We start from the raw sequence: 19,976 nt of genomic DNA, 5'->3' as shown, positions 1-19,976 counted from the left end.
CAAAGACACCCCTCAGCTCGCAGCGCGAGCGGCCCAGTCGAGCAGTTGCTGCAGTTCGGCCAATGTTTCTCGTAGCTTGCCAAGCGCCTTGAGCGCCGCCGCGAACTCGCCTACTTCGACGCCTTGGTCGCTCAGGAGCTGAAACACGAAGCGCTCGAAGGCGTCCCCCACTTCTCCTTCGAGCAATTGATGGTCTTCGAGGATGACATTGCCGAGCAGCAGGAGCTCGGGCGAGCGCGCGTAGGCCGACGATGCGATCGTTCGAAGTCAGCCCTCAGGGCGGCGATAGTGGCCGCAGTTCATCGCCTGGGGTCTTGACGTGGCACAGTATTCACGACGACGCAGCTTCCTGGATGTCGTTCTCGTTGGGTACGCTCGACACGCCATTTACCCCATTGAAGCAGCGGCATATTCACATTGCGTCCAAGGCTCCTTGGCACGAAGCTGATGATGTGTTGTCACGGAGAAAATGACCGAGGTCGGCCCATAACCAGACGTTCGACGAGAGCATAGGACAGATGGAAAAACGAACCATACGCGAGCAGCTTGGTGAGCCGACTCACCGCGAATCGACGCCGAAAAGGACCATCGGGGGGCGCATCGCTGCGCTTCTGTCAATACTGCTTGCAGTAGTGGTCGCGGGCTGTCTTGTGTTCATGGGAGTCATATTTGCCCTCTCAGGCATGCGAGACGTCCCTTAAGAGTTCAACCACCTGACCGCCTTTCCGCAGCCTGCCTAGGACAGCCTAGAACATGAGCATCGGGTCAGAATGCGGCCCATCTCCGGACGCTCGGGAGTGGCTTCTTTCAGGCGGTCTATCAGCGGTTGATCAGTTCAAACGACAGTTTTCTCCGCAGCCGGTACCACTTCTCGTCGGGCCTCAGGATCACTTCCAGCAGGTTCGGCAAACTGAAATGCGAAGGCTCCACGTCGGTGATCTCCCAGCCGGGAAACGCGGCTTCGACGTCGCTGCGGTAGGCGCCACGAATCAAGGGCCGAATCCGTCTTGGCCACACGAGCAGCAGCGCCGTTGCGTCAGGTGCGGACACGGCTGTGACTTTCTGCCCCATCGCGATCTGCTCTTCCGGTTGAAGGCCATGGAATGTTCCCGTATCGAGGATCAAACGGAAACCGTCGCCGATGCCTGCGCGGCCCAGCGCAGTCACGTCACCCTGGACGAGCTTCATCTCCACGCTCGCGCTGCGCACTCGATCATGTGCACGACGCAATGCTTTCTCGACGAGATCCACGCCAGTCACCTGCCAGCCACGCTTCGCGAGCTCGATGCCCCAGATGCCGCTCCCGGTGCCGAGATCGAGCGCACGTCCGTAAGGCGGCTGGCGGCCCAGCTCTTCGCGATCGAACATCTGCGCTGCCTTTGCGACGAATGGCGGATCGGCGGCGGCATCCTCCCACGGATGGAAGCCGATGGCGTAAGCCAGCCGGTAGTTCATGAGGCGCCGCCGCCCCGTTGCAGGTTCGACATCACGACCTTGATCGTCTCCTGCAGGACGTCGGTCGGGCTGAATTCCACGATCTCGGTCCCCGTGTAATGCACCGGAATATGACCCGGAGGAACGTAGTACGCGTCCCCGGCCTCGAAGGTTTCCTTGTGGTGGGGAAAGACGAAGCTCACCTTGCCTTTGAGCACGTAGCCCCAGCGCGGCAGTGGGCAGCGGTCGCCGGGCAAGCCGCGGAATAATGCACCGAGCTCCGCATCCGCCGTGTGCTTCTCGAAGCACACCGAATATCCGCCTTCGAGGTGGCCGAGTTGCACATCCAATCCATCGAGTTCCACTGAATGTGAAGCGGTGTTGCGCGATACCTTTGGCATGTCGTGTCTCCGTTGCGAGTCGGGATGGAGGCAAAGGTACCGATGCGGTGCGCTGCCTACATCGCGTGAACCGCCCAGCGTGCTGAGCGAAGCCATGGATGTTTCCACCCATCCCACGTCAGATCAGCCGTTCGCGGTAGGCGAAGGCCGTTGCAGCTGAGCGTGAAGACACGTCGAGTTTGTCGAAGATGTTGCTGAGGTGGCGATCGACCGTTCTGCTGCTCAACGCCAAGTCCCGGGCGATTGCCTTGTTCGATAGGCCCGCGGCGACGTGGCGGAGCACTTCGAGTTCGCGTTTGGTCAGTCCATGCTCCGATCCGGACGTGGTCCCCCGAGCGAGTGCATCCACGCGAGCGATGTCAGGCGCCGCGCGCAATTCGGAAAAGGCACCGCGTGCGGCGTCCAACTCCAGTGCCGCGGTTTCCTCGTCCCCGAGGATGCGGCAAGCCTTTGCGATCAACACGCGCACGCGCGCGGCTTCGTAGGGGACCTCGAGCTGCCGCCATGCCTCGAAGGCGCGCCGCAGAGTACCGAGCGCCGCGTCCGGCTTCGCCTCGGCGAGTTCCAACGCACCGCGGGAGTGGGCGGCCAATGCGTCGAGCAGTTCGCTTCTGCGGCCCTTGGATGATTGTTCGATCTCGACGCACGCCGCCCGGGCCTGATCGGTACTTCCCTCGGTCAGGAAGATCTCCACGCTTGCTGGAAGCAGTTTGGCGCGACGAACCGGATCAGTGGTCTCCGAAAGCGCCCGCCGAATTGCGCTGGCCGCAGCAGTCATTCTGCCCTGGACGAATCGCAACAGCGCGAGGCCGGGCTGCGGCTCGTAACCGTACCGGGCAGCCTCGCGATACGCGGCTTCCGCCTGATCGAAGTGCCCCCGCATCCGGTGCACCTCGCCCTGCCGGTACAGTGCGGGACCGGCGGCGGAAATGTTCATCGCCTTCGCGAATTGTGTCTTCGCCCGCTCCGCTTCCTGCAACGCCAGGCGCCAGTCGCCCCGCAGTTGCGTGACCTCGGCGCGGTGGAGCAGGCATTGCCCCGTGTGCGCCACCATTTCCGGCTGCTGCTCGCACCATTCCGTCAGAGCTTGGGTCCAAGCTTGAGCGCGGCTCAGCTGGAACATATCCTGGCAGTAGGCGATGACGCTGCAGTACACCAGGCCCGTCACGACCGGGGAGAGCTCGCCGGCCGAGACGGATACCATCACTTCGTCCACGAGTCGCAGGCCCTCCTCGACGCGGCCCAGCTGAACCAGCGCATGTCCACGCTCGTGCGCGGCAAGGGCGAAGAGATCCGCATCGCCGTGACGTTCGGCGATGCGTTCCGCTTTCTTCGCAATATCCGCCACGCCTTTCCAGTCCCGTTCCCCCGCACGCTTCAGAAGCGTGGGGACTTTGAGGTAGCCGTGCTCCACGCTATCGCGCGGTCCGCTTTCGGCGAGGCGCTGCGCGCGACCGAACCAGCCAGCCGCGTGGCTGACCCGACCACGCACCGCGAGATTGATGCCGACCCAGAATGCACAGCGCGCGGCACGCGGCAGGTTGCGAGCGTGCTGGTGTGCGCGATGCGCCCGCTTCATGCATTCCAGGTGATCGTCGTTGCGGCCCAGCATGTACGCCGCGACGGCCAGATGCTCCAAATCCTGCGGACCGAGGGGACGCGTCCGGTCAGCCCTCGCGAACGCGCGGTAGGCGCGTGCCCACGCCCGACGCGCCACGGCTTCGCGGCCCTGTTCGATTGCGTTGGGTACGGTCATCACCTTCAGAGAGTGTGATCTCCGGTAAGGATAGCCCCCGGACGCTGCGGCTGTCCCAACTGACGGCTCACACGAGTCTCATTCAGGCCCAATCAGGCAGATCGCTTCTCGGCAGCAGGGGCGGCCCCTGACGGCCATACGCTGTTCTTGCCAATCGATTCAACGCTCGCAATGAATCAGAGCCTCTACTCAAAGCTGCCCTATGACCCAATCAGCAGCTTCGGTGATCCGGGCGTCGGGTGAGTACGCCGATTGACCGGCCAGGACGCGCGCGCCTGGCGAAGTCGTCGAACAGATTTCTCGCACCCAGGACGAGGCAGGAATGAAGAAGGACGAAGCGTTCGATCGCAAGGCGCTGCAGCGCGAGGGCGCGCCATGGCCTTCGCGTCGTACCCGACGCGGCCTTTGGCAATGCGGCGCCCGACATCCTCGTCGTGCCGGGCGGCATAGTGACGACGGTCATGCAACACGCCGGCACCATTCGGTGGATGCGATACACGCTCGAAGGGCCCTGGTCGCCGGCAGAAGCTCGAACGGCAGAGGCCGCCTAAGTTCGGGCGCCCTGCGGCATGTTGGGTATCGGGCCCACATAGCGCCCGCGTGGGCGGATCACTTGCGCCACGCCCAGTTGTTCCAAGCTGTGCGCCAGCAACCCGACACTGCGCGCCGTTGCAAACAGGCCAAAGGCCGCGTCGGCGGGCAGTCGATGGTGCGCAACCAGGGCGGCCAGGGCCACATCGATGTTGGGCTGCAAACCGGTCAGGTTCGTCACCTTCTGGATGAAGCGCGCGATCACCTCCGAGGGCTCGAACAACGCCAGCAAGGCGGCTGCGCGCGGATCGCCATCGGGATAGAGGTGGTGACCAAATCCTGCCAAGGGCAAACCGGTCGACAGGTAGTGGGCCACCACCTGGTCCTCTCCAAGTCGTTCCACTTCGCTGAACAGCGCCTGGACGCGGCCTGAGGCATCACCATGCAACGGGCCCGACAGCGTGGTCAATCCGGCCAGAAGGCATGCCGGCAACGAGGCGCCTGTCGAAGCCGCAATGCGCGCGACAAAGGCTGAACTTGTCAATTCATGGTCGACCAGCAACACCATGGCAGTTCGCAGCAAATCAGCCACCTGGGTCGATTGTTTCCACCCTTGCGCAAAGCGCACGTGCAGCGGCTGGCGCCCCGGCTGGGCACCGAATGCATTGGCCAACTGACCCACCAAACTCTGGCCCTCGTTGTGCAGCACCCGTGTCAGACGTCCACGGGTGGAATGCCCGGCGGCTGCCAGACCGGCCAAGGCAGTGAAAGCAGCGACTCGTCCAGGCTTGCCCGAGCGCATCAGCGCAGCGGACGAAAAGTCGGCGGGTTGCTCCGCGCCCCACAACAGTTGAGCCACATCTTCCAGGGTGGCCGACCGGGCCAGGCTCACGGCATCCTGGCCGCGGTAATACGGGCGCCCGCGAAAGAACGCACACAGGGCCGTCGGGATGCTGGGCTCCGAGCCGAACAGCGTGTTGGCGGCCAGGGTCTCGTGTTTGCGGCCGGCCTGTTTGCGCTTGGCCAAGCTTGCTACGTCCTCGGCGCGGTACAGGCTACGGCGCGTATCGGCCGGATCGGGCATGACTTCGAGCTTGCCGCGGCTCACGTAGGCGTAAACCGTCTGGGGTCGCACCCCGAGGAGGTGGCACACCTCGTCCATCGAAATCCAGGAAACCATGGTCGGGTGCGAGAAAGTTTATATGTTGATTTTATATATCAATATTGACTTATTAATCAATCATTAACAACATGCTCCCCTCCTGAAGAAGCCGTCTTGGACACAGGGGACACGTCTGCCCCGTTGAACGAATTCACATGAAACCCCAGGTCCTCCAACTCAATCCGATTCTGATCCCTGCGATCAACGACAAGCTGGCATCGCTCTACACGGTTCACAAATACTTCGAGGCAACCGGCCGCGAGGCCTGGCTGCGTGAACGTGGCGCATCCGTCGACGCCGTGATCACCGGCGGGCACACCGGCATTTCGCGACCGATGCTGGAGCAGTTGCCTGGCCTCAAGGTCGTGGCCGTCAACGGAGTCGGCACCGACGCTGTGGATCTGGCGTACTGCCGAGGCCGTGGCCTGCCCGTCACCGCAACCCTGGGCGCGCTGACCGAAGACGTGGCCGATCTGGCCATCGGGTTGCTGATCGCTGCTTGCCGAAACCTGTGTGCCGGCGACCGCTTCGTGCGCGGCGGCCAGTGGGAACTTAGCCCCCAACCCAGCGCCATCCCACTCGCGCGCCGGTTCAGCGGCATGCGCGTTGGAATCGTCGGAATGGGAAGGGTGGGCCGCGCCGTCGCGGCTCGGGCGGCGGCCTTTGGCTGCCCGATCAGCTATACCGATCTGCACCCCATGGACGACATCCCCCACCGGTTTGTGCCGTACCTGGTGGACCTCGCGCGTGACTCCGACGCGCTGGTACTGTGCGCGGCGGCGGACACGGCCGAAGGCATCGTCAACGCGGCCGTGCTCGAAGCGCTCGGCCCAAGCGGCTTCCTGGTCAACGTCGCCCGTGGCCGCCTAGTCAATGAGGTTGACCTGACAGAGGCGCTGGCCGCCGGTCGCATTGCCGGTGCGGGCTTGGACGTGTTCGTCGACGAACCCCGCGTTCCCCTGACGCTGCGCCAGTCCGACAGCGTAACCCTCCAGGCCCACCGCGCCAGTGCCACCTGGGAGACCCGAACCGCCATGGGCGAGATGGTGCTTGACAGCCTCGCTCAGGCCCTGGCAGGCGAACGCCCGACGATGAGCCTGACCACCTGAGCCCGCCGGCGCTTCATGACGATTTACCCACCCACAAGAGGAGACTCCTATGCAACTCACAGCCCTGTTCAAGATCCTTGCCGCCTCGGCGTCCCTGGCCGTGGTGCCGACCTTGGCATCGGCCCAGGCCTACCCGACCCGCGCTATCAAGATCATCGTGCCCGCCCCGCCGGGCGGCGCTATCGACACCATTGCGCGCGTCGTCGGAGACAAGCTCGCGGTGTCGATGGGTCAACCGGTGGTCGTCGACAACAGGCCTGGCGCATCCAACAACCTCGGCACGGATGTCCTCGCCAAAGCCGCGCCCGATGGCTACACGATCGGCATCGTGGGCGGCAGCCACAACATCAACAAGTTCCTGTTCAAGAACCTGGGCTGGGATCCGGAGAAAAGCTTCGAGCCCATCGTCTACACCCACGAGGTTCCGCTGGTGTTCGCGATCTACCCGCAGATTCCCGCCAAGACACTGCCCGAGTTCGTGGCCTGGATGAAGGCCAATCCGGACCAGTCCAAGGTCGCCACCTCTGGCCGCGGCAGTGCTCAGGAAATGGCGGCAGAGATGTTCCGCATGGCGAGCGGCGCGCAGGTGCTGCTGGTCCCTTACAAGGGATCTGCCGCTGCCCACCCGGATCTGCTGGCCGGGCGCACTGCGCTCTACATCGACACGATCAGCGCCATCCAGTCGCAGGTGAAGGCCGGCAACGTACGCGCCATTGCGGTGTCGACCCGCAAGCGAACAACGTCTCTGCCGGACGTGCCGACGGCGGACGAACAGGGGCTCAAGGGCTACGACGCCAACACGAATGGCGGGTTCCTGGCGCCTGCCGGCACGCCCAAGGCGATTGTCACCAAGCTCAATGCCGAGATCAACGCGGCGCTGAAGCTGCCTGACGTGCGGGCCAAGCTGGAGGCTGCGGGCATCGAGATCCAGGGCGGAACGCCGCAGGAGTACGCCGCGCTGATCAAGTCCGACCTCGCAAAGTGGGGCAAGGTCGTCAAGGAGGCGGGCATCCCGTCGGAGTGAGTCCGAGGGCTACGTGCTTTGCGAAAGCATGTATGATGCACATCATGCGAAACGCAAAGCACAACGTCAGAACGGCAGCCAAGGAAGCTTCACACGAACGCATCGTGTGCGCAGCTGCACGGGCGATCCGTCGTAGCGGCTATGACGGCACCGGAGTCGCCGACATCATGAAGGAGGCCGGCCTGACCCATGGCGCCTTCTACGCCCATTTCGAGTCGCGCGAGGCCATGTTGGCAGAAGCAGCGAATCGGGCGTGCGCCGAGTCAGCCGCCGTAGCGGCGGACGTTGTCGCCAGCGTGCCCCCCGAGCAGGCTTTGGCATCCATGCTTCGCACCTACCTATCGCGGGAGCACCTGGAGCAGGTTGAAATGGGATGCCCCCTGGCCGCACTGGGCTCGGAGACGCCGCGCCAGGCATCCGAAGTACGCCGAGTGACCACCCGGCACATCAAGGAAATGATCGATCTTGTCGCCCGTCAGTCGCCTGACTGGGGGCAGCCCGGTGCCCACGAACGAGCACTCGTGACCGTCGCCACCATGGTGGGCACGTTGCTGTTGGCTCGTGCGGTCGACGAGCCCGCACTATCGGCCAGCCTGTGCGAGGCCGCACTCAAGCACCTGCCCCCCGCCTGAATCCATCGAGAAACGACGCTTTTCGTTCGACCACAAATATGATGATCATCATGCGACATAAATATAAATCCTCTGGCAACCCTCGCTCTCTTGCCCTCCCGCTCCTGCCCGCGCTCGCGTTCAAAGCCTTCACCGCGGCCGCAGCCCTCACGATGCCGCCAGTCTGGGCAAACGAGGCGTCGCCCATTGGCCTGTGGAAGAACGTCGACGACGTCAGCGGCAAGCCGAGGGCACTGGTCCGAATCACGGAATCGAATGGAGCCCTGCTGGGCAAGATCGAGAAAGTGTTCCCGGCTCCGAATGAAGACCTGAATCCGAGGTGCGACAAGTGCGAAGGCGCAAACAAGAACGCACCAGTCATCGGGCTGGTGATTCTGAATGGCCTGACGAAGGACGGCGACGAATATGTCGGCGGCCAGATTCTCGATCCGGACAACGGCAAGGTCTATCGCAGCAATGTGCGCCTGATCGACAGCGGCAAGAAGCTCAGCGTGCGCGGCTACTTCGGTGTGCCAATGCTGGGCCGTTCGCAAACCTGGTTGCGCCAGGAATAAGGAAGAACCGTGAACGCATTTGTTCTCGAGCGATATGGAAAGAAGCGCGCGTTGCGGTTGGCAGACATGCCGGATCCGGAGCTGCGCGATGACGAGGTCCTGGTCCAGGTCCACGCCGCTGGCGTGAACCTGCTGGATTCCAAGATCAGGGATGGTGAGTTCAAGCTCATCCTGCCCTATCGCCTGCCCCTCGTCCTGGGCCACGACGTAGCTGGGGTGGTCGTCAAGGTCGGCCCGCGCGTGCGGCAGTTCAAGCTGGGCGATGAGGTCTATGCGCGGGCGGATGATTTTCGGATCGGCACGTTCGCTGAATTCGTCCCCGTCAAGGAAGCTTCGCTGGCGCTCAAGCCCAAGGGTCTCACGATGGAAGAAGCCGCTTCCATCCCCCTGGTGGCCCTGACGGTCTGGCAGGCACTGATCGAGAAGGCCGATCTGAAGAGGGGCCAGAAGGTCTTCATTCAGGCGGGCTCCGGCGGCGTAGGCACTTTTGCGATCCAGTTGGCCAAGCATCTGGGCGCAACCGTTGCCACGACGACGAGCACGACCAATGTCGCGCTCGTGAAGAGTCTGGGCGCAGACGTCGTCATCGACTACAAGACGCAGGACTTTGAGGATGTCTTGCGCGACTACGACGTGGTCCTGAACAGCCAGGACGGCAAGGCGCTCGAAAAATCCCTTCGCGTGCTCAAGCGCGGCGCAAAGCTCATCACCATCTCCGGACCGCCTGATCCCGAATTCGGCAAGGAAATCGGGGCACCGGGGTTCGTGAAACTGGTCATGCGGCTGCTGAGCTCTGGAATCAGACGAAAGGCAAAGAGCCGCGGGGTCAGCTTCTCGTTCCTCTTCATGAAGGCGAACGGAAGCCAACTGCGCGAGATCACCCGTCTCTTCGATGCTGGCGTCATCCGCCCCGTGATGGACCGGGTGTTCCCGTTCGAATCAACCAATGAAGCCCTGGCCTACGTCGAAGCCGGCCGCGCAAAGGGCAAGGTCGTCGTCAAGGTGAGATAGAGGCAAGTCCCGCCAAGGGAAATGCCGTCGCCAAGTTCAAGTGCGTTTTGTTCATTTCGGTGTTGCTGGAAGACCTGAAAGCCGGCAGCTGAATCTGTTTGTCCCCCCTCTTTGGAGATTCCCATGAAGATTGAGAATGCAGTTGCCCTCGTCACAGGTGCCAATCGCGGCATCGGCCTGGCGTTCGCGCACGAACTGCTCGCCCGCGGTGCCCGCAAGGTCTATGTGGGAGCACGCGATCCCGCGGCCGTCACCCAATCCGGTGTTCAGGCCCTGCGACTCGACGTCACCAAGTCGGAAGACGTGTCGTCCGCCGCAGCGCTGGCGTCGGATGTGACGCTGGTGATCAACAACGCCGGCATTGCCCAAACGGGAGGCTTTCTCGCAGCCGATAGCGAAGACGCCGCACGGCGCATCTTCGAGACCAATTTCTTCGCCGTGTTGCGCGTGAGCAAGGCCTTCGCGCCGGTTCTCAAAGCCAACGGCGGCGGCGCGTTGCTCAACGTCCTGTCGGTCGCCTCGTGGGTGAACGGCGGCGAGCTGGCGGCCTATTCGGCAAGCAAGTCCGCAGCCTGGTCGCTCACCAATGCCCTTCGCAGCGAACTGGCCACGCAGAAAACTCAAGTGCTGGCACTGCACATGGCCTACGTCGATACCGATCTCACGCGCGGGTTCGATGTCCCGAAGTCCAGTCCTGAGGAGATCGTCAAGCGTGCGCTCGACGGACTCGAGTCGGGCTTCGACGAGGTGCTGGCCGATGAGCTCACGCTGCAGGTCAAGCGCGGGATGACGGCGCCGAGGCCCAGCTACCTCCCGCAGGCGTCCTGAACCCGAAACCTGACTGGATCACCAGCCAACAACAAGGGCTCGAGCGCCCCGCATTCAACCAAGGATCACAATGCTCTTCGAACCTCTCGTCGCACCTTCAATTCAATTCGCCAACCGCGCCGTCATGGCACCAATGACGCGCAGTCGCGCCGTCGATGCGAACACACCCAACGCACTGATCGCCGAGTACTACGGCCAGCGTGCAACGGCCGGCCTGATCATCACCGAGGGTACCTCGCCGTCGCCCAACGGCCTGGGCTACGCACGCATCCCGGGGCTCTTCAATGATGCGCAGGTGCGCGGATGGAAGGCAGTCACAGATGTGGTCCATGCCAAGGGCGGCAAGATCTTCGTGCAACTCATGCACACCGGTCGCGTGACCCATGCGGCCAACCTGCCCGCAGGCGCGGAGGTGGTCGGACCGATGGCCAATGTCTGCCCCGGCGAGATGTACACCGACTCACAGGGCATGCAGCCGCACAGCGCCCCTCGGGCGATGACCGCGACCGACATCGCCCACGCCGTGGAGGAGTACGCCAAGTCGGCGCAGCTCGCCATCGAAGCGGGATTCGACGGCGTTGAGTTGCATGCCGCGAACGGCTATCTGATCGAGCAGTTCCTGAACGCCAATGTGAACCAGCGCACCGACGCCTACGGCGGCAGCATCAATGGCCGCAATCGCTTTGCGCTCGAGGTCGCCCGCGCCACGGCAGCCGCCATCGGTGCCCATCGCGTCGGGATCCGGCTCTCGCCCCAGGGCGTGTTCAATAGCACGGGCGCCTATCCCGACGTCGAGGCTCAGTACCTGGCGCTCACCGAGGAACTCTCGCAGCTGGGCATGCTGTACGTCCACCTGCTCGATCACTCGGCGATGGGCGCGCCGCCGGTGCCTGCCGAGTTGAAGCTTCGGCTTCGCGCTGCGTTCCAGGGCTTGTTCATCCTTGCCGGCGGCTTCGATCGTGCAGCTGCGGAAAGTGCGCTCGAGGCAGGCCAGGCAGACCTCATCGCCTTCGCCCGCCCGTTCCTCGCCAACCCCGACCTGATGGAGCGCATGCGGGCCGAAGCGGCGCTGAATGCCGTGGACATGGCGACCTTCTACACCCCAGGCCCAAGGGGCTACACCGACTACCCGACCCTTGCGCAGCAATCCAGTGTGCCGGCATGAACTGACCGACTGTTTCCAACCCTGGAGATCATGCAATGCGTCGTTTACCCAAAGCAGGCGTCCTGGCTATCGCGCTGGCTGCACCATTTATTTCACCGGCGGCAGGGGCAAGCGATGGTCCGCCCGACGGCGCGAAGACCAGTCCACCGCCAATGGACCAGGCGGTGAGCATCCACTGGACAAACGTTCCAACGAAATCCATCTCCGCAGGCGGAGTCAATTTCGCATACCGCGAGTTGGGAAAGCAAAATGGCGGAACGCCGGTGGTGTTTCTCGTCCATCTGGCCGCCGTGCTGGACAACTGGGACCCCCGGATCATGGACGGCATTGCGGCGAAGCATCACGTGATCGCCTTCGACAACCGCGGCGTCGGGGCATCCAGCGGCTCGCCGTCCAGTTCGATGGAGCAGATGGCCGACGATGCCATCACCTTCATTAAGGCGAAGGGGTTCGAGCAGGTTGACCTCTTCGGCCTCTCGATGGGTGGAATGATCGCCCAGGAAATCGTGCTGAAGGAGCCGCAACTCGTCCGCAAGATGATTCTCGCGGGCACAGGTCCCGCTGGTGGCGAGGGCATCAGCACCGTGGCCAGAGTCGCGAACTACGACCTTCTCCGGGGTTTCTTCACCGGCCAGGATCCGAAGCAATTCCTGTTCTTCACTCGCACGCCCAATGGCATCGAGGCTGGCAAGGCGTTTCTGCAGCGTTTGAAGGAACGCTCGGAGAACCGTGACAAGGAGATCACCATCACCGCGTACGTGGCGCAGTTACGAGCGCTGAGCGCCTGGGGCCAGAAAGAACCTGCCGATCTTTCAGTGGTCAAGCATCCCGTGCTCATCGTCAATGGTGATGATGACCGGATGGTCCCAACGACGAACTCGCGCGACCTGGCGCGGCGGCTTCCGAACAGCACCCTGCTCATCTATCCCGATGCCGGCCATGGCGGAGTATTCCAGTTCCATGCCGACTTTGTGCCCAAGGCGCTCGAATTCCTTGCTCGATAGAAATCTGAGGACAGCTGTTATTCAGGGGCCCGGTCGCCGCAGACAACATTGATGCTTTAGGCTCTCACGAAGGTGAGCCGCGCCTCGTGCGCCAGCCCATCGCGAACGATGTCTCGGGCATCGTCGTCTGCAAACTCGAAGAGTGCATCGGGGATATCGTCCTCCTCGAGCGCGAAGAGGATCTCGATGGCCCCTTGCTGGGCTTCGGAGAAGGTGCCGACCTGGATCAAGCGGTTGAACTTCGCAGCAGTCTCCTTCGGCGCCAGCTGGCGCAACTCGAGCAACTCGAGCACGAGCTCGGTCTGCGATGGGGTGAGGGGCTTCGGGGCAGCGGAAGGTCCCCCTTCTCCTTGTCTAAGTACTGAATCACGCCAAAGATTCCACCAAGGGCGCAGGTTCAGACCCGGGCGCCGGCGGTCGACATTAGGCCGACTCCGGCGCGACTCCACCCGCTGCGCGCGCATCATCCTCGCCGGCATCGAGACCATCCACACGATCCGCAAAGGCCGGCTTGCGACCCGAAGGGCGCGTTACGCCCGCGGCCAGCCAGTTCTACGCACTCGCCCTCTGATTTGCTCCCGGCTTCGCCGCTTCCTTCCCTTGGCCTCCTCCGCATACTGCGACGGAGCAGCCATTGGCACTGCCTGGCCGCCGGATTCGACGATTGGCGTAGTGGCTTCTGGCGTGCTTCCTGCGGCAGGCCATGGCGGGGGCCCAGGTGTGACGACGCGCGGGCGCTGGGCCGCCAACCGCACGCGCGCTCCTGCCGAACGCGCCACCGGGGCAGGCGTTGCGTCGACGAACCGACGGCGGATGGTGATTGCATCGCGGGCGCGCTGCGAGGGCCTCGCTGCACCCAGCAAGACGACGGTCACCGTCCGTCCACCGGCTTCGGCACGCATGGCCAAGCAGCGACCTGCATCGTTGGTAAAGCCCGTCTTCGACAAGAGCACATGCCACCCCGGTGCGCCGACGAGCCGGTTGGTGTTGCGCACGGTCCAGCGCCGACCGCCGACCAGCACGGTATGGCTGCGCTGGCTCGTGATATGCGAGATTACGGGATAACGCGCGGCTGCGCGCAGCACCTTGACCATGTCCTGCGCGCTCGACACGTTGTTCGGCGACAACCCCGTCGGCTCCTCGATCAACGTGCTGGTCAGGCCGAGTGAGTGAATCTTCCGCCGCGTGGCCGCAGCGAACGCCGCCAACCCTCCGGGATAGTGACGAACCAGTGCCGAGGTCGCGCGGTTGTCAGAGGCGAGGAGCGCCAGTTCGAGCAAGTTGCCACGCGACACCACGGATCCGACCGGGATGCCCCCGCGGCTGTGCCTGAAGCGGTCCGTGTCCGCCGCCTCGATCCGCAGACTCTCGTACGGGTCCTGCTGCGCATCGAGCACCACCATCGCCGTGATCAGCTTCGTCAGCGACGCAATCGGCGCGGCGCTCGCGGCGTCCTTGCTCAGCAGCACCTCGCCGCTGGCGTCGTCTACGACCATGACATGCGCCGAGGCAAAATCGGTGCCTGCCCGCCCGGTGGAACAGACCAACAGCAGGCTCCAGGCGAGGGCGTAACGCAGGAGCATGATCGGGTACTCCTCGGCCGGAATAAGGCCGATGTCCTATTAACGCGAGGGTGGCGAATTGGACTACAACGGCGGCGTGGCAGCCATCGCCGATCAGCGCAAATTCCCAGTATGTCCCAGCGAGTATCTGCCAGGCTGCGGCCACACCGTCAGCCCGTGCGGTTCGCGACCGACCTTAATCTTGTCGACGCTGCCCGTCGTGGTGTCAAAGCGGTACACCACATCGTCGTACCGGCCGGAGAGCCACAGGTGTTTTCCGTCGGCGCTGACGTTGCCCATGTCAGGGCTGCCGCCTCCCGGCACGGGCCAGGTCTTGGTGACGGTACGGGTCGCGAAATCAATGACCGAGACGCTGCCCTTGCCGCCCGGCGTGCCGTGGATCTTGTTGGTGCCACGGTTGGCCACGTACAGGCTTGTGCCGTCGCGGCTGGGGTACAGGCCATGCGCGCCGATACCGGTGGCTATGAAGCCGATCTGCTTGAACGATTCGCCATCGACCACATGGACACCGTCGTCCATCATGTCGGCCACGAAAAAAACCTTGCCGTCCGGCGATACCCGTATGTCTTGCGGCATGCCATGGGTAGTACGGATTTCGCCACCAACCTGGCCCGGGTCGGGTATCTTGGCGGGCTTCTTGCCGGGTGTCGCGATCCGCGCGAGGACATCCGGCCGATCGAAGTATTTGCTCAGCTTGAGGGTGCCCACGATGCTTCGATTCACTAGGTCGATCTTGGTGACCGCCCCGTCAAACTCGCAGGTGAACAGCGCGAACCTGCCGTCGATCGAGAAGTCGGCGTGATTGATGCCGTCGCACTTCGGCGTGGCAATCGAATACTGCAACTTCATGCTGCGTGGGTCACGAAAGTCCAGACGCTTGTACGCCTCGGCCACCACGATGGCCGATTGACCGTCTGGAGACCAGTACATGTTGTACGGGTCTTCCACCGGGATCGGTTGACCCGGTTTGCCGGTATTGGGATCGATCGGCGTCAGGCTGCCATCGCGCCGACCTTCTGCATTGTTGGCTACCCACAGCGTGCGCAAATCCCACGCAGGCACCACGTGCTGCGGGTTGACGCCCACCTTGAACGTATCGACCACTTTCAGCGTGGCCGGATCGATCACCGACACGGTATTGGACGTGTGGTTGGGCACATACACCCGCTCCAGGGCCCCAGCGACCGCCGGGCTCATGCGGTTGGCACCCGTCTCGCTGTAAAGATTGCTCCGGTCGGGTACAGCCGGCATGCCCGGCACCGTCGCCACGGGGCTGTTCTGCGTGGAAGCCCCGGATGGCGGCGCGTTCGCCGGGGTCGCGACGGCCTGGTTTGTGACCCACCAAGCGGCCGCCGACACGGCGACCATCCCGGAAACGACGACAACGGGATTCTTGCGCATGCTCAAGCCCTCCACCGGTTCACACATCATGCAATGAAATTGGCGCGCTCAACGCGAAGCACCCCGCGCGGTGCGGATGGCGGCCACCGTTTTCGCCACAATCAAATCGACGCCCAACTGACCCAGCGCCGCGCTGGAGGCGCGCGGATCGCCAGCGACGCCATTGGCCGCACCTTCGAGCGGGTCACGTGCCATTTGATCTGGCCTGACCAACGTGGCGTCGATGGCCATCATGAGCGAAGTATCGGCCGTGCCCGCATGCATGCCGATCTGCGCATCGCTCAATCCTTTGGCTTTGAGTGCCTGTACGTAGTCGGTTTGCGTGATCCGGTAGTAGTCCCCGATGAAGTGGGCACGGGCAGGCGTCGCCGCCCAATCGTGATTCAGGCGCGTCGCCACCGCCTTGAGCTGGGCCTGATAGCCGCCGTGATCACCGATCAGCACCATGTCGACGAAGCCATGCTGCTTGAAGCTGCGCGCGGCGCCATCCAGTACGCTCTTGAAGGCGTCTTCCGGCACCGAAATCGTGCCGGCAAAGCGCATGTGTCCAGCAGGCGGGGATATGCTGCCTTCGGGCACATAGGTCAGCACCGGCGCGACCAAGGTATGACCCAACGATGTGGCAATCCTGCCTGCCAGCACCTTGACCCGCACATTGTGCTTGCCCAGCGCCATGTGCGGTCCGCTCTGCTCGGTGCCGCCGACCGGAATGATGATCGTGGTCGTGCCGGCGTGGATGGCATCGCGGATCTCGGTCGAGGTCAACTCCTCGAGATAGACGCTGCTGGAGGCGGACCACGCAGCGGGGCTGAAAACGGCCACCCAAAGAGTGAGCAAGGCAAACAACGTACGCATCAATAGTTGGTGTCTAGTGGTTGATGAAGGGATCTCCACTCCCACTGTGGCACAAGAGAAGCCTTGTGCTTGCTCGACCGCAACAGGGAAAGTGTGGATAGCTTCCGCGCGAAAAGGCTGTAGCTCAATTAACTGCGTCTGGTCACAGAGTGCCGGAAGGCGGATGCTACGTGTCCATGTAGATCAACGTGGACACATATGTCAGAGGTCGATTCAGAGTTGGTGAGCAGATTGGTCACGCGGCTTCATTAGCGGAGACCCGGAGTGAATCCGTCAGACCTGCAATGCTGATGGACTCACCTCTAACTCACGTCCATCGGATGGTCCATTCCTTGGTGTAAGCGAGCACCGAGTCAGCGTCGAGCATCCAGTTCAGGTGAGTGACGCTTTTCTTCAGCACGTCGATGGTATGGGGTCATGCATCAATACTGTTCGTTTATGGCATGAAGCTCCTAAATCGACGCGGTATGTGGGCATCGGCTGGCTTGGGTCGAGGTCCAGGCGGGTCGATGATCTTGGGAGTGCAATCCGTGGACACGCGCGTCGGTGCGCGGTGGTCGAATGATGCGTAAGGCGAGTGGCGCCGCTTGACCATCCGCGGCGAGCGCTTGTTCAGCGTGCGCGTGGCGCGGATCCGGGCGCAGGCTTCGAGCAGTTCATTGAACCATCGTCGTCGACGCCTCGGGCGCGCTGGGGGGAAATGCCCCGGAGCGGGGCTGTGCGCGGCGAAGCAGCTGTACGTGCCCTGTGAAGGACAGCTCGGCGTGCGGTATTCGGTGCCGCGTGGCGCCCTGATGCAGCAGCCAGCGCACCGAGTAATGCGCCAGCACCCAGCCGTAGAACTCCTGGCGCACGAGCTCCGCAGTTTTGCTGCGCAGCACGCGCCGGCTCTGCCGCAGGTGCGTCTTGAGCTCGTCGAACACGCCCTCGATTTCCCAGCGCTGGTGGTACATCGCTGCCAGTTCCAGCGCCGGGGCGACTTGCGGGTCCAGCAACGTGGTCAACAGACGGTAGCGCGGTTGTGCATCGGCCAGTCCCGGCAAGGCGTATTCGATGACACGCACCACGATGGCTTGGCTCATCGCCTCGCTGCGGCTCACACCGGTGGGGTAGATGGCGCTGAGGTACGAACCATCGTCGAGCATGCGATGCACCGGCAACTGTCGGCTGCGCATGCAGCGCCAGAGCAACTGCGCCCCGGTGGCTTGTGCCTGCTGCCAGTGCTCGAAGCCATTGAACCCCCGGTCCGCTATGCACAGCATGCCCGGCTCCAGCCGGGGCAAGAGCGGTTGGAACAGCTCCCACTCGCCGCTGCGGTAGGGCCCCAGGTTGGCGCCCAGGATCGCGTGCGTGGCGCACTCCACCAAGACCATGCATCGTGCCTGCGGGTAGCCTGCGCGGCCGATCCGGCTGCCCGGGTAGCCGAAATGCGCCGCGTTCTCCGCCTCGTCAGGCAGCTCGAAGGTGCTGCCGTCAATGGCGACCAGCCTCAGGCCGGCATAGAACGCGTGGTGGTGCGCCCGGGCGTCGGCCATGGGCACACAGCAGCGCTCGACCAGGTCACGCATCGGCGCAGCGCCGATCTTGCTGCGCAGGCCGCTGATCGAGGACTTGGTCACCCGAGGCGGCTCGGCGGCGCCGGCGGCCCACGCCAGGCCCTGCGACACGGCGGCGAACACTTCCTCGTAGGCGGCCTCGGGGTAGAGGCTCAGCGCCATGCAGTAGTACGCCCCTGCGACGGCCGGAAAGCTGCGCACGCGCTGCGAGTTGCAGCCGTGGGCGTCCAGCACAGAATTGACCAGCTCGGCCGGCACCACACGCGCCAGCAGGCTGGCGCTCAGAAAGTCAGCCAGCCTTGCTCCGCTGCCCAGGACCGCCTTGGTTCGCGCCATGCTCGACTCCGTCGTTGCGACGGCAGTCATTCTGCATCATATTCCACAATCCGAACAGTATTGGGTCATGCATCGTCCCTCATGAGCAGCCTTGCATCGCCGTCAACACAGATCACGATCATCTGCCTCAGTCATGGCGAATGGCTATCGTCTTCAAGACGGTGAATCCATGCAGCGCCTCGAGACCCTTTTCCCTTCCGTATCCGCTGGACTTCATGCCACCGAATGGAAGCTCCACGCCACCCCCCGCCCCATAGTTGTTGACAAACACTTGTCCACATCGCAGTTTCCGTGCGAGCCGCATCTGCCTGCCTCCGTCTCGCGTCCAAATGCCTGCAACGAGGCCATAGTCGGTCCCGTTGGCAAGCCGGATCGCATCCGCCTCATCGTCGAAGGGCATGGCTGCGAGTACCGGCCCGAAGATCTCCTCCTGCGCGAGACTGTGTTCGTGCGGCACATCTCGCAACAGCACTGCCTCCTGGTAGAAGCCAGCGGCGGCAGCATCCGCGTGCAACTGCCCTTTCGCCATGACCCGTATGCCATCTGCCTCCGCCCTCTGGATGAATCCTTTTACCTGTTCGAACTGCTTGCGGTTGATCAGCGGTCCCATCTCGAGCTCCAGGACCGGGGGCCCCGCTCGCAGCGCGGCGAACCGATCCGCGAGGCGACTGAGGACTTCCTCGTAGATGCTCCGCTGCACAAGCAGGCGACTGCCGGCTGAACATGTCTGTCCGGCGTTCTGTACGATTGCGTCGACGATCACCGGCAGTGCCGTTTCGATGTCGGCGTCCTCGAAGACCAGTTGAGGCGACTTGCCCCCGAGCTCGAGCGTTACAGGGCAATGGCGCTTGGCGGCGGCGGCGGCCACCAGTCGGCCGGTCTGCGCGGACCCCGTAAAGGAGATGTGGTCGATCCCCTCATGAGCCGTCAGGCACGCGCCAACCTCGTGTCCGTAGCCCGTCACTACATTGATGGCGCCTGGAGGGAAGCCGATCTCCGCCGCGATCTCCGCTAGCCTCAGCAGCGAAAGGCTCGCATCTTCAGCAGGTTTGACCACGCATGCATTCCCTGCCGCCAGCGAGGCAACCACCGTTCGACCGAATATCTGCATCGGATAGTTCCACGGGATGATGTGCGCAGTCACCCCGTGAGGTTCCCTGAGTGTCAGTACGGTATAGCCTCGTTCGTACGGCAGCGTTTCACCGTGCAACTTGTCGCAGGCGCCTGCGTAGTATTCGAGATAACGGGCCAAGGCGACGACGTCGGCACGCGCCGTTTTCATGGACTTTCCCGTATCGCGTGCTTCGAGCGAAGCCAGTTCCTCCGCTCGCTCGGATACAGCTGCCGAGAACTTGTAGAGCAGGCGCCCACGCTGCGCCGCGCTCAGGATGCCCCATGGCCCGTCGAACGTTTCCCCGACGGCGGCCCGGGCCGCGGCGATGGCAGCCCCCGCGTCGGGTTCTCCGCCTCGAGCGATCTCGCCCACGGCTTGGCCGTTGGACGGATCGACGACGGGAATGTAATCGCCCGTGCTCGGGACAATCCAGGTGTTGGCAATGTAGTGCCGCATGCGCATGGTTCGACTCCCAGACAGAGGTTTGCGACAAGCAAAACCCCTACTCGACTTTCTGCCC

At 63.5% G+C, this 19,976-nt stretch carries 19 protein-coding genes; 8 read left to right on the top strand and 11 right to left on the bottom strand.

From position 1 onward, the window contains the following. Positions 1 to 12 precede the first annotated feature (12 nt). The 5 genes from ACSQ89_RS02720 to ACSQ89_RS02700 all read right to left on the bottom strand — a co-directional run bounded on the left by ACSQ89_RS02720 (position 13) and on the right by ACSQ89_RS02700 (position 5,302). Positions 13 to 186 (bottom strand): hypothetical protein, encoded by a 174-nt coding sequence (locus tag ACSQ89_RS02720; protein WP_436295734.1) that lies wholly within the window; start codon positions 184 to 186, stop codon positions 13 to 15. Between the two features lie 633 nt (positions 187 to 819). Continuing rightward, positions 820 to 1,455, bottom strand: coding sequence for a class I SAM-dependent methyltransferase (locus tag ACSQ89_RS02715; protein ID WP_436295733.1), 636 nt, complete (start codon positions 1,453 to 1,455; stop codon positions 820 to 822). Next, positions 1,452 to 1,835, bottom strand: coding sequence for a hypothetical protein (locus tag ACSQ89_RS02710; RefSeq protein WP_436295732.1), 384 nt, complete (start codon positions 1,833 to 1,835; stop codon positions 1,452 to 1,454). The genes ACSQ89_RS02715 and ACSQ89_RS02710 overlap by 4 nt, the downstream gene beginning before the upstream one ends. 118 nt (positions 1,836 to 1,953) lie before the next feature. Then, positions 1,954 to 3,591 carry a response regulator transcription factor gene (locus ACSQ89_RS02705; protein WP_436295731.1) on the bottom strand — a complete coding sequence of 546 codons (1,638 nt, stop codon included), beginning with the start codon at positions 3,589 to 3,591 and terminating at the stop codon, positions 1,954 to 1,956. Between the two features lie 547 nt (positions 3,592 to 4,138). Continuing rightward, positions 4,139 to 5,302: a citrate/2-methylcitrate synthase gene (locus ACSQ89_RS02700; protein ID WP_436295730.1), complete on the bottom strand. Its 1,164-nt coding sequence runs from the start codon at positions 5,300 to 5,302 to the stop codon at positions 4,139 to 4,141. 137 nt (positions 5,303 to 5,439) lie between these two features. Between ACSQ89_RS02700 and ACSQ89_RS02695 the strand changes: the two genes are divergently transcribed. From ACSQ89_RS02695 to ACSQ89_RS02660, 8 genes are all read left to right on the top strand, one after another. Continuing rightward, a complete protein-coding gene (locus ACSQ89_RS02695; protein WP_436295729.1) occupies positions 5,440 to 6,393 on the top strand; it encodes a 2-hydroxyacid dehydrogenase in 954 nt (317 codons plus the stop codon). Positions 6,394 to 6,442: 49 nt separating this feature from the next. Further along, positions 6,443 to 7,417 (top strand): Bug family tripartite tricarboxylate transporter substrate binding protein, encoded by a 975-nt coding sequence (locus ACSQ89_RS02690; protein ID WP_093105024.1) that lies wholly within the window; start codon positions 6,443 to 6,445, stop codon positions 7,415 to 7,417. 32 nt (positions 7,418 to 7,449) lie between these two features. Continuing rightward, positions 7,450 to 8,049 (top strand): TetR/AcrR family transcriptional regulator, encoded by a 600-nt coding sequence (locus tag ACSQ89_RS02685; RefSeq protein WP_093105022.1) that lies wholly within the window; start codon positions 7,450 to 7,452, stop codon positions 8,047 to 8,049. A gap of 38 nt (positions 8,050 to 8,087) precedes the next feature. Beyond that, complete coding sequence (locus ACSQ89_RS02680) at positions 8,088 to 8,603, top strand: DUF2147 domain-containing protein (RefSeq protein ID WP_436295727.1); 516 nt, start codon at positions 8,088 to 8,090, stop codon at positions 8,601 to 8,603. Between the two features lie 9 nt (positions 8,604 to 8,612). After that, complete coding sequence (locus ACSQ89_RS02675) at positions 8,613 to 9,614, top strand: NADP-dependent oxidoreductase (RefSeq protein ID WP_436295726.1); 1,002 nt, start codon at positions 8,613 to 8,615, stop codon at positions 9,612 to 9,614. A gap of 123 nt (positions 9,615 to 9,737) precedes the next feature. Continuing rightward, the gene (locus tag ACSQ89_RS02670) at positions 9,738 to 10,442 is read left to right on the top strand and encodes an SDR family oxidoreductase (RefSeq protein ID WP_436295742.1); all 705 of its coding nucleotides are present in this window, start codon (positions 9,738 to 9,740) and stop codon (positions 10,440 to 10,442) included. Positions 10,443 to 10,512: 70 nt separating this feature from the next. Beyond that, the gene (locus ACSQ89_RS02665; RefSeq protein WP_436295725.1) at positions 10,513 to 11,607 is read left to right on the top strand and encodes an alkene reductase; all 1,095 of its coding nucleotides are present in this window, start codon (positions 10,513 to 10,515) and stop codon (positions 11,605 to 11,607) included. A gap of 152 nt (positions 11,608 to 11,759) precedes the next feature. After that, positions 11,760 to 12,611, top strand: coding sequence for an alpha/beta fold hydrolase (locus tag ACSQ89_RS02660; protein WP_436295741.1), 852 nt, complete (start codon positions 11,760 to 11,762; stop codon positions 12,609 to 12,611). 56 nt (positions 12,612 to 12,667) lie between these two features. Here ACSQ89_RS02660 and ACSQ89_RS02655 read toward each other — a convergent pair whose 3' ends face one another. The 6 genes from ACSQ89_RS02655 to ACSQ89_RS02630 form a co-directional block, all read right to left on the bottom strand. Beyond that, positions 12,668 to 12,904 (bottom strand): hypothetical protein, encoded by a 237-nt coding sequence (locus tag ACSQ89_RS02655; protein WP_093105009.1) that lies wholly within the window; start codon positions 12,902 to 12,904, stop codon positions 12,668 to 12,670. A 237-nt stretch (positions 12,905 to 13,141) separates the two neighbouring features. Then, a complete protein-coding gene (locus tag ACSQ89_RS02650) occupies positions 13,142 to 14,194 on the bottom strand; it encodes a serine hydrolase (RefSeq protein ID WP_436295724.1) in 1,053 nt (350 codons plus the stop codon). A 93-nt stretch (positions 14,195 to 14,287) separates the two neighbouring features. After that, the gene (locus ACSQ89_RS02645) at positions 14,288 to 15,445 is read right to left on the bottom strand and encodes a hypothetical protein (protein ID WP_436295740.1); all 1,158 of its coding nucleotides are present in this window, start codon (positions 15,443 to 15,445) and stop codon (positions 14,288 to 14,290) included. A 198-nt stretch (positions 15,446 to 15,643) separates the two neighbouring features. Next, complete coding sequence (locus ACSQ89_RS02640; protein WP_436295723.1) at positions 15,644 to 16,450, bottom strand: creatininase family protein; 807 nt, start codon at positions 16,448 to 16,450, stop codon at positions 15,644 to 15,646. Between the two features lie 656 nt (positions 16,451 to 17,106). Then, positions 17,107 to 18,342 carry an IS4 family transposase gene (locus ACSQ89_RS02635; protein WP_436296017.1) on the bottom strand — a complete coding sequence of 412 codons (1,236 nt, stop codon included), beginning with the start codon at positions 18,340 to 18,342 and terminating at the stop codon, positions 17,107 to 17,109. 127 nt (positions 18,343 to 18,469) lie between these two features. Beyond that, positions 18,470 to 19,918 (bottom strand): aldehyde dehydrogenase family protein, encoded by a 1,449-nt coding sequence (locus ACSQ89_RS02630; protein ID WP_436295073.1) that lies wholly within the window; start codon positions 19,916 to 19,918, stop codon positions 18,470 to 18,472. Positions 19,919 to 19,976 lie beyond the last annotated feature (58 nt).

It is taken from the genome of Variovorax sp. LjRoot175, assembly GCF_964253805.1.
Taxonomy (GTDB): Bacteria; Pseudomonadota; Gammaproteobacteria; order Burkholderiales; family Burkholderiaceae_C; genus Variovorax.
The sequence above is the reverse complement of the archived record's forward strand: the minus strand, read 5'-3'. Positions and strand labels throughout refer to the sequence as shown.

Coding starts and splice junctions, on each gene's coding strand:
- ACSQ89_RS02715 (WP_436295733.1), bottom strand. CDS start 1,455: ATGAACTACCGGCTGGCTTACGCCATCGGCTTCCATCCGTGGGAGGAT.
- ACSQ89_RS02710 (WP_436295732.1), bottom strand. CDS start 1,835: ATGCCAAAGGTATCGCGCAACACCGCTTCACATTCAGTGGAACTCGAT.
- ACSQ89_RS02705 (WP_436295731.1), bottom strand. CDS start 3,591: ATGACCGTACCCAACGCAATCGAACAGGGCCGCGAAGCCGTGGCGCGT.
- ACSQ89_RS02700 (WP_436295730.1), bottom strand. CDS start 5,302: ATGGTTTCCTGGATTTCGATGGACGAGGTGTGCCACCTCCTCGGGGTG.
- ACSQ89_RS02695 (WP_436295729.1), top strand. CDS start 5,440: ATGAAACCCCAGGTCCTCCAACTCAATCCGATTCTGATCCCTGCGATC.
- ACSQ89_RS02690 (WP_093105024.1), top strand. CDS start 6,443: ATGCAACTCACAGCCCTGTTCAAGATCCTTGCCGCCTCGGCGTCCCTG.
- ACSQ89_RS02685 (WP_093105022.1), top strand. CDS start 7,450: ATGATGCACATCATGCGAAACGCAAAGCACAACGTCAGAACGGCAGCC.
- ACSQ89_RS02680 (WP_436295727.1), top strand. CDS start 8,088: ATGATGATCATCATGCGACATAAATATAAATCCTCTGGCAACCCTCGC.
- ACSQ89_RS02670 (WP_436295742.1), top strand. CDS start 9,738: ATGAAGATTGAGAATGCAGTTGCCCTCGTCACAGGTGCCAATCGCGGC.
- ACSQ89_RS02665 (WP_436295725.1), top strand. CDS start 10,513: ATGCTCTTCGAACCTCTCGTCGCACCTTCAATTCAATTCGCCAACCGC.
- ACSQ89_RS02660 (WP_436295741.1), top strand. CDS start 11,760: ATGGACCAGGCGGTGAGCATCCACTGGACAAACGTTCCAACGAAATCC.
- ACSQ89_RS02650 (WP_436295724.1), bottom strand. CDS start 14,194: ATGCTCCTGCGTTACGCCCTCGCCTGGAGCCTGCTGTTGGTCTGTTCC.
- ACSQ89_RS02645 (WP_436295740.1), bottom strand. CDS start 15,445: ATGCCGGCTGTACCCGACCGGAGCAATCTTTACAGCGAGACGGGTGCC.
- ACSQ89_RS02640 (WP_436295723.1), bottom strand. CDS start 16,450: ATGCGTACGTTGTTTGCCTTGCTCACTCTTTGGGTGGCCGTTTTCAGC.
- ACSQ89_RS02635 (WP_436296017.1), bottom strand. CDS start 18,342: ATGGCGCGAACCAAGGCGGTCCTGGGCAGCGGAGCAAGGCTGGCTGAC.
- ACSQ89_RS02630 (WP_436295073.1), bottom strand. CDS start 19,918: ATGCGCATGCGGCACTACATTGCCAACACCTGGATTGTCCCGAGCACG.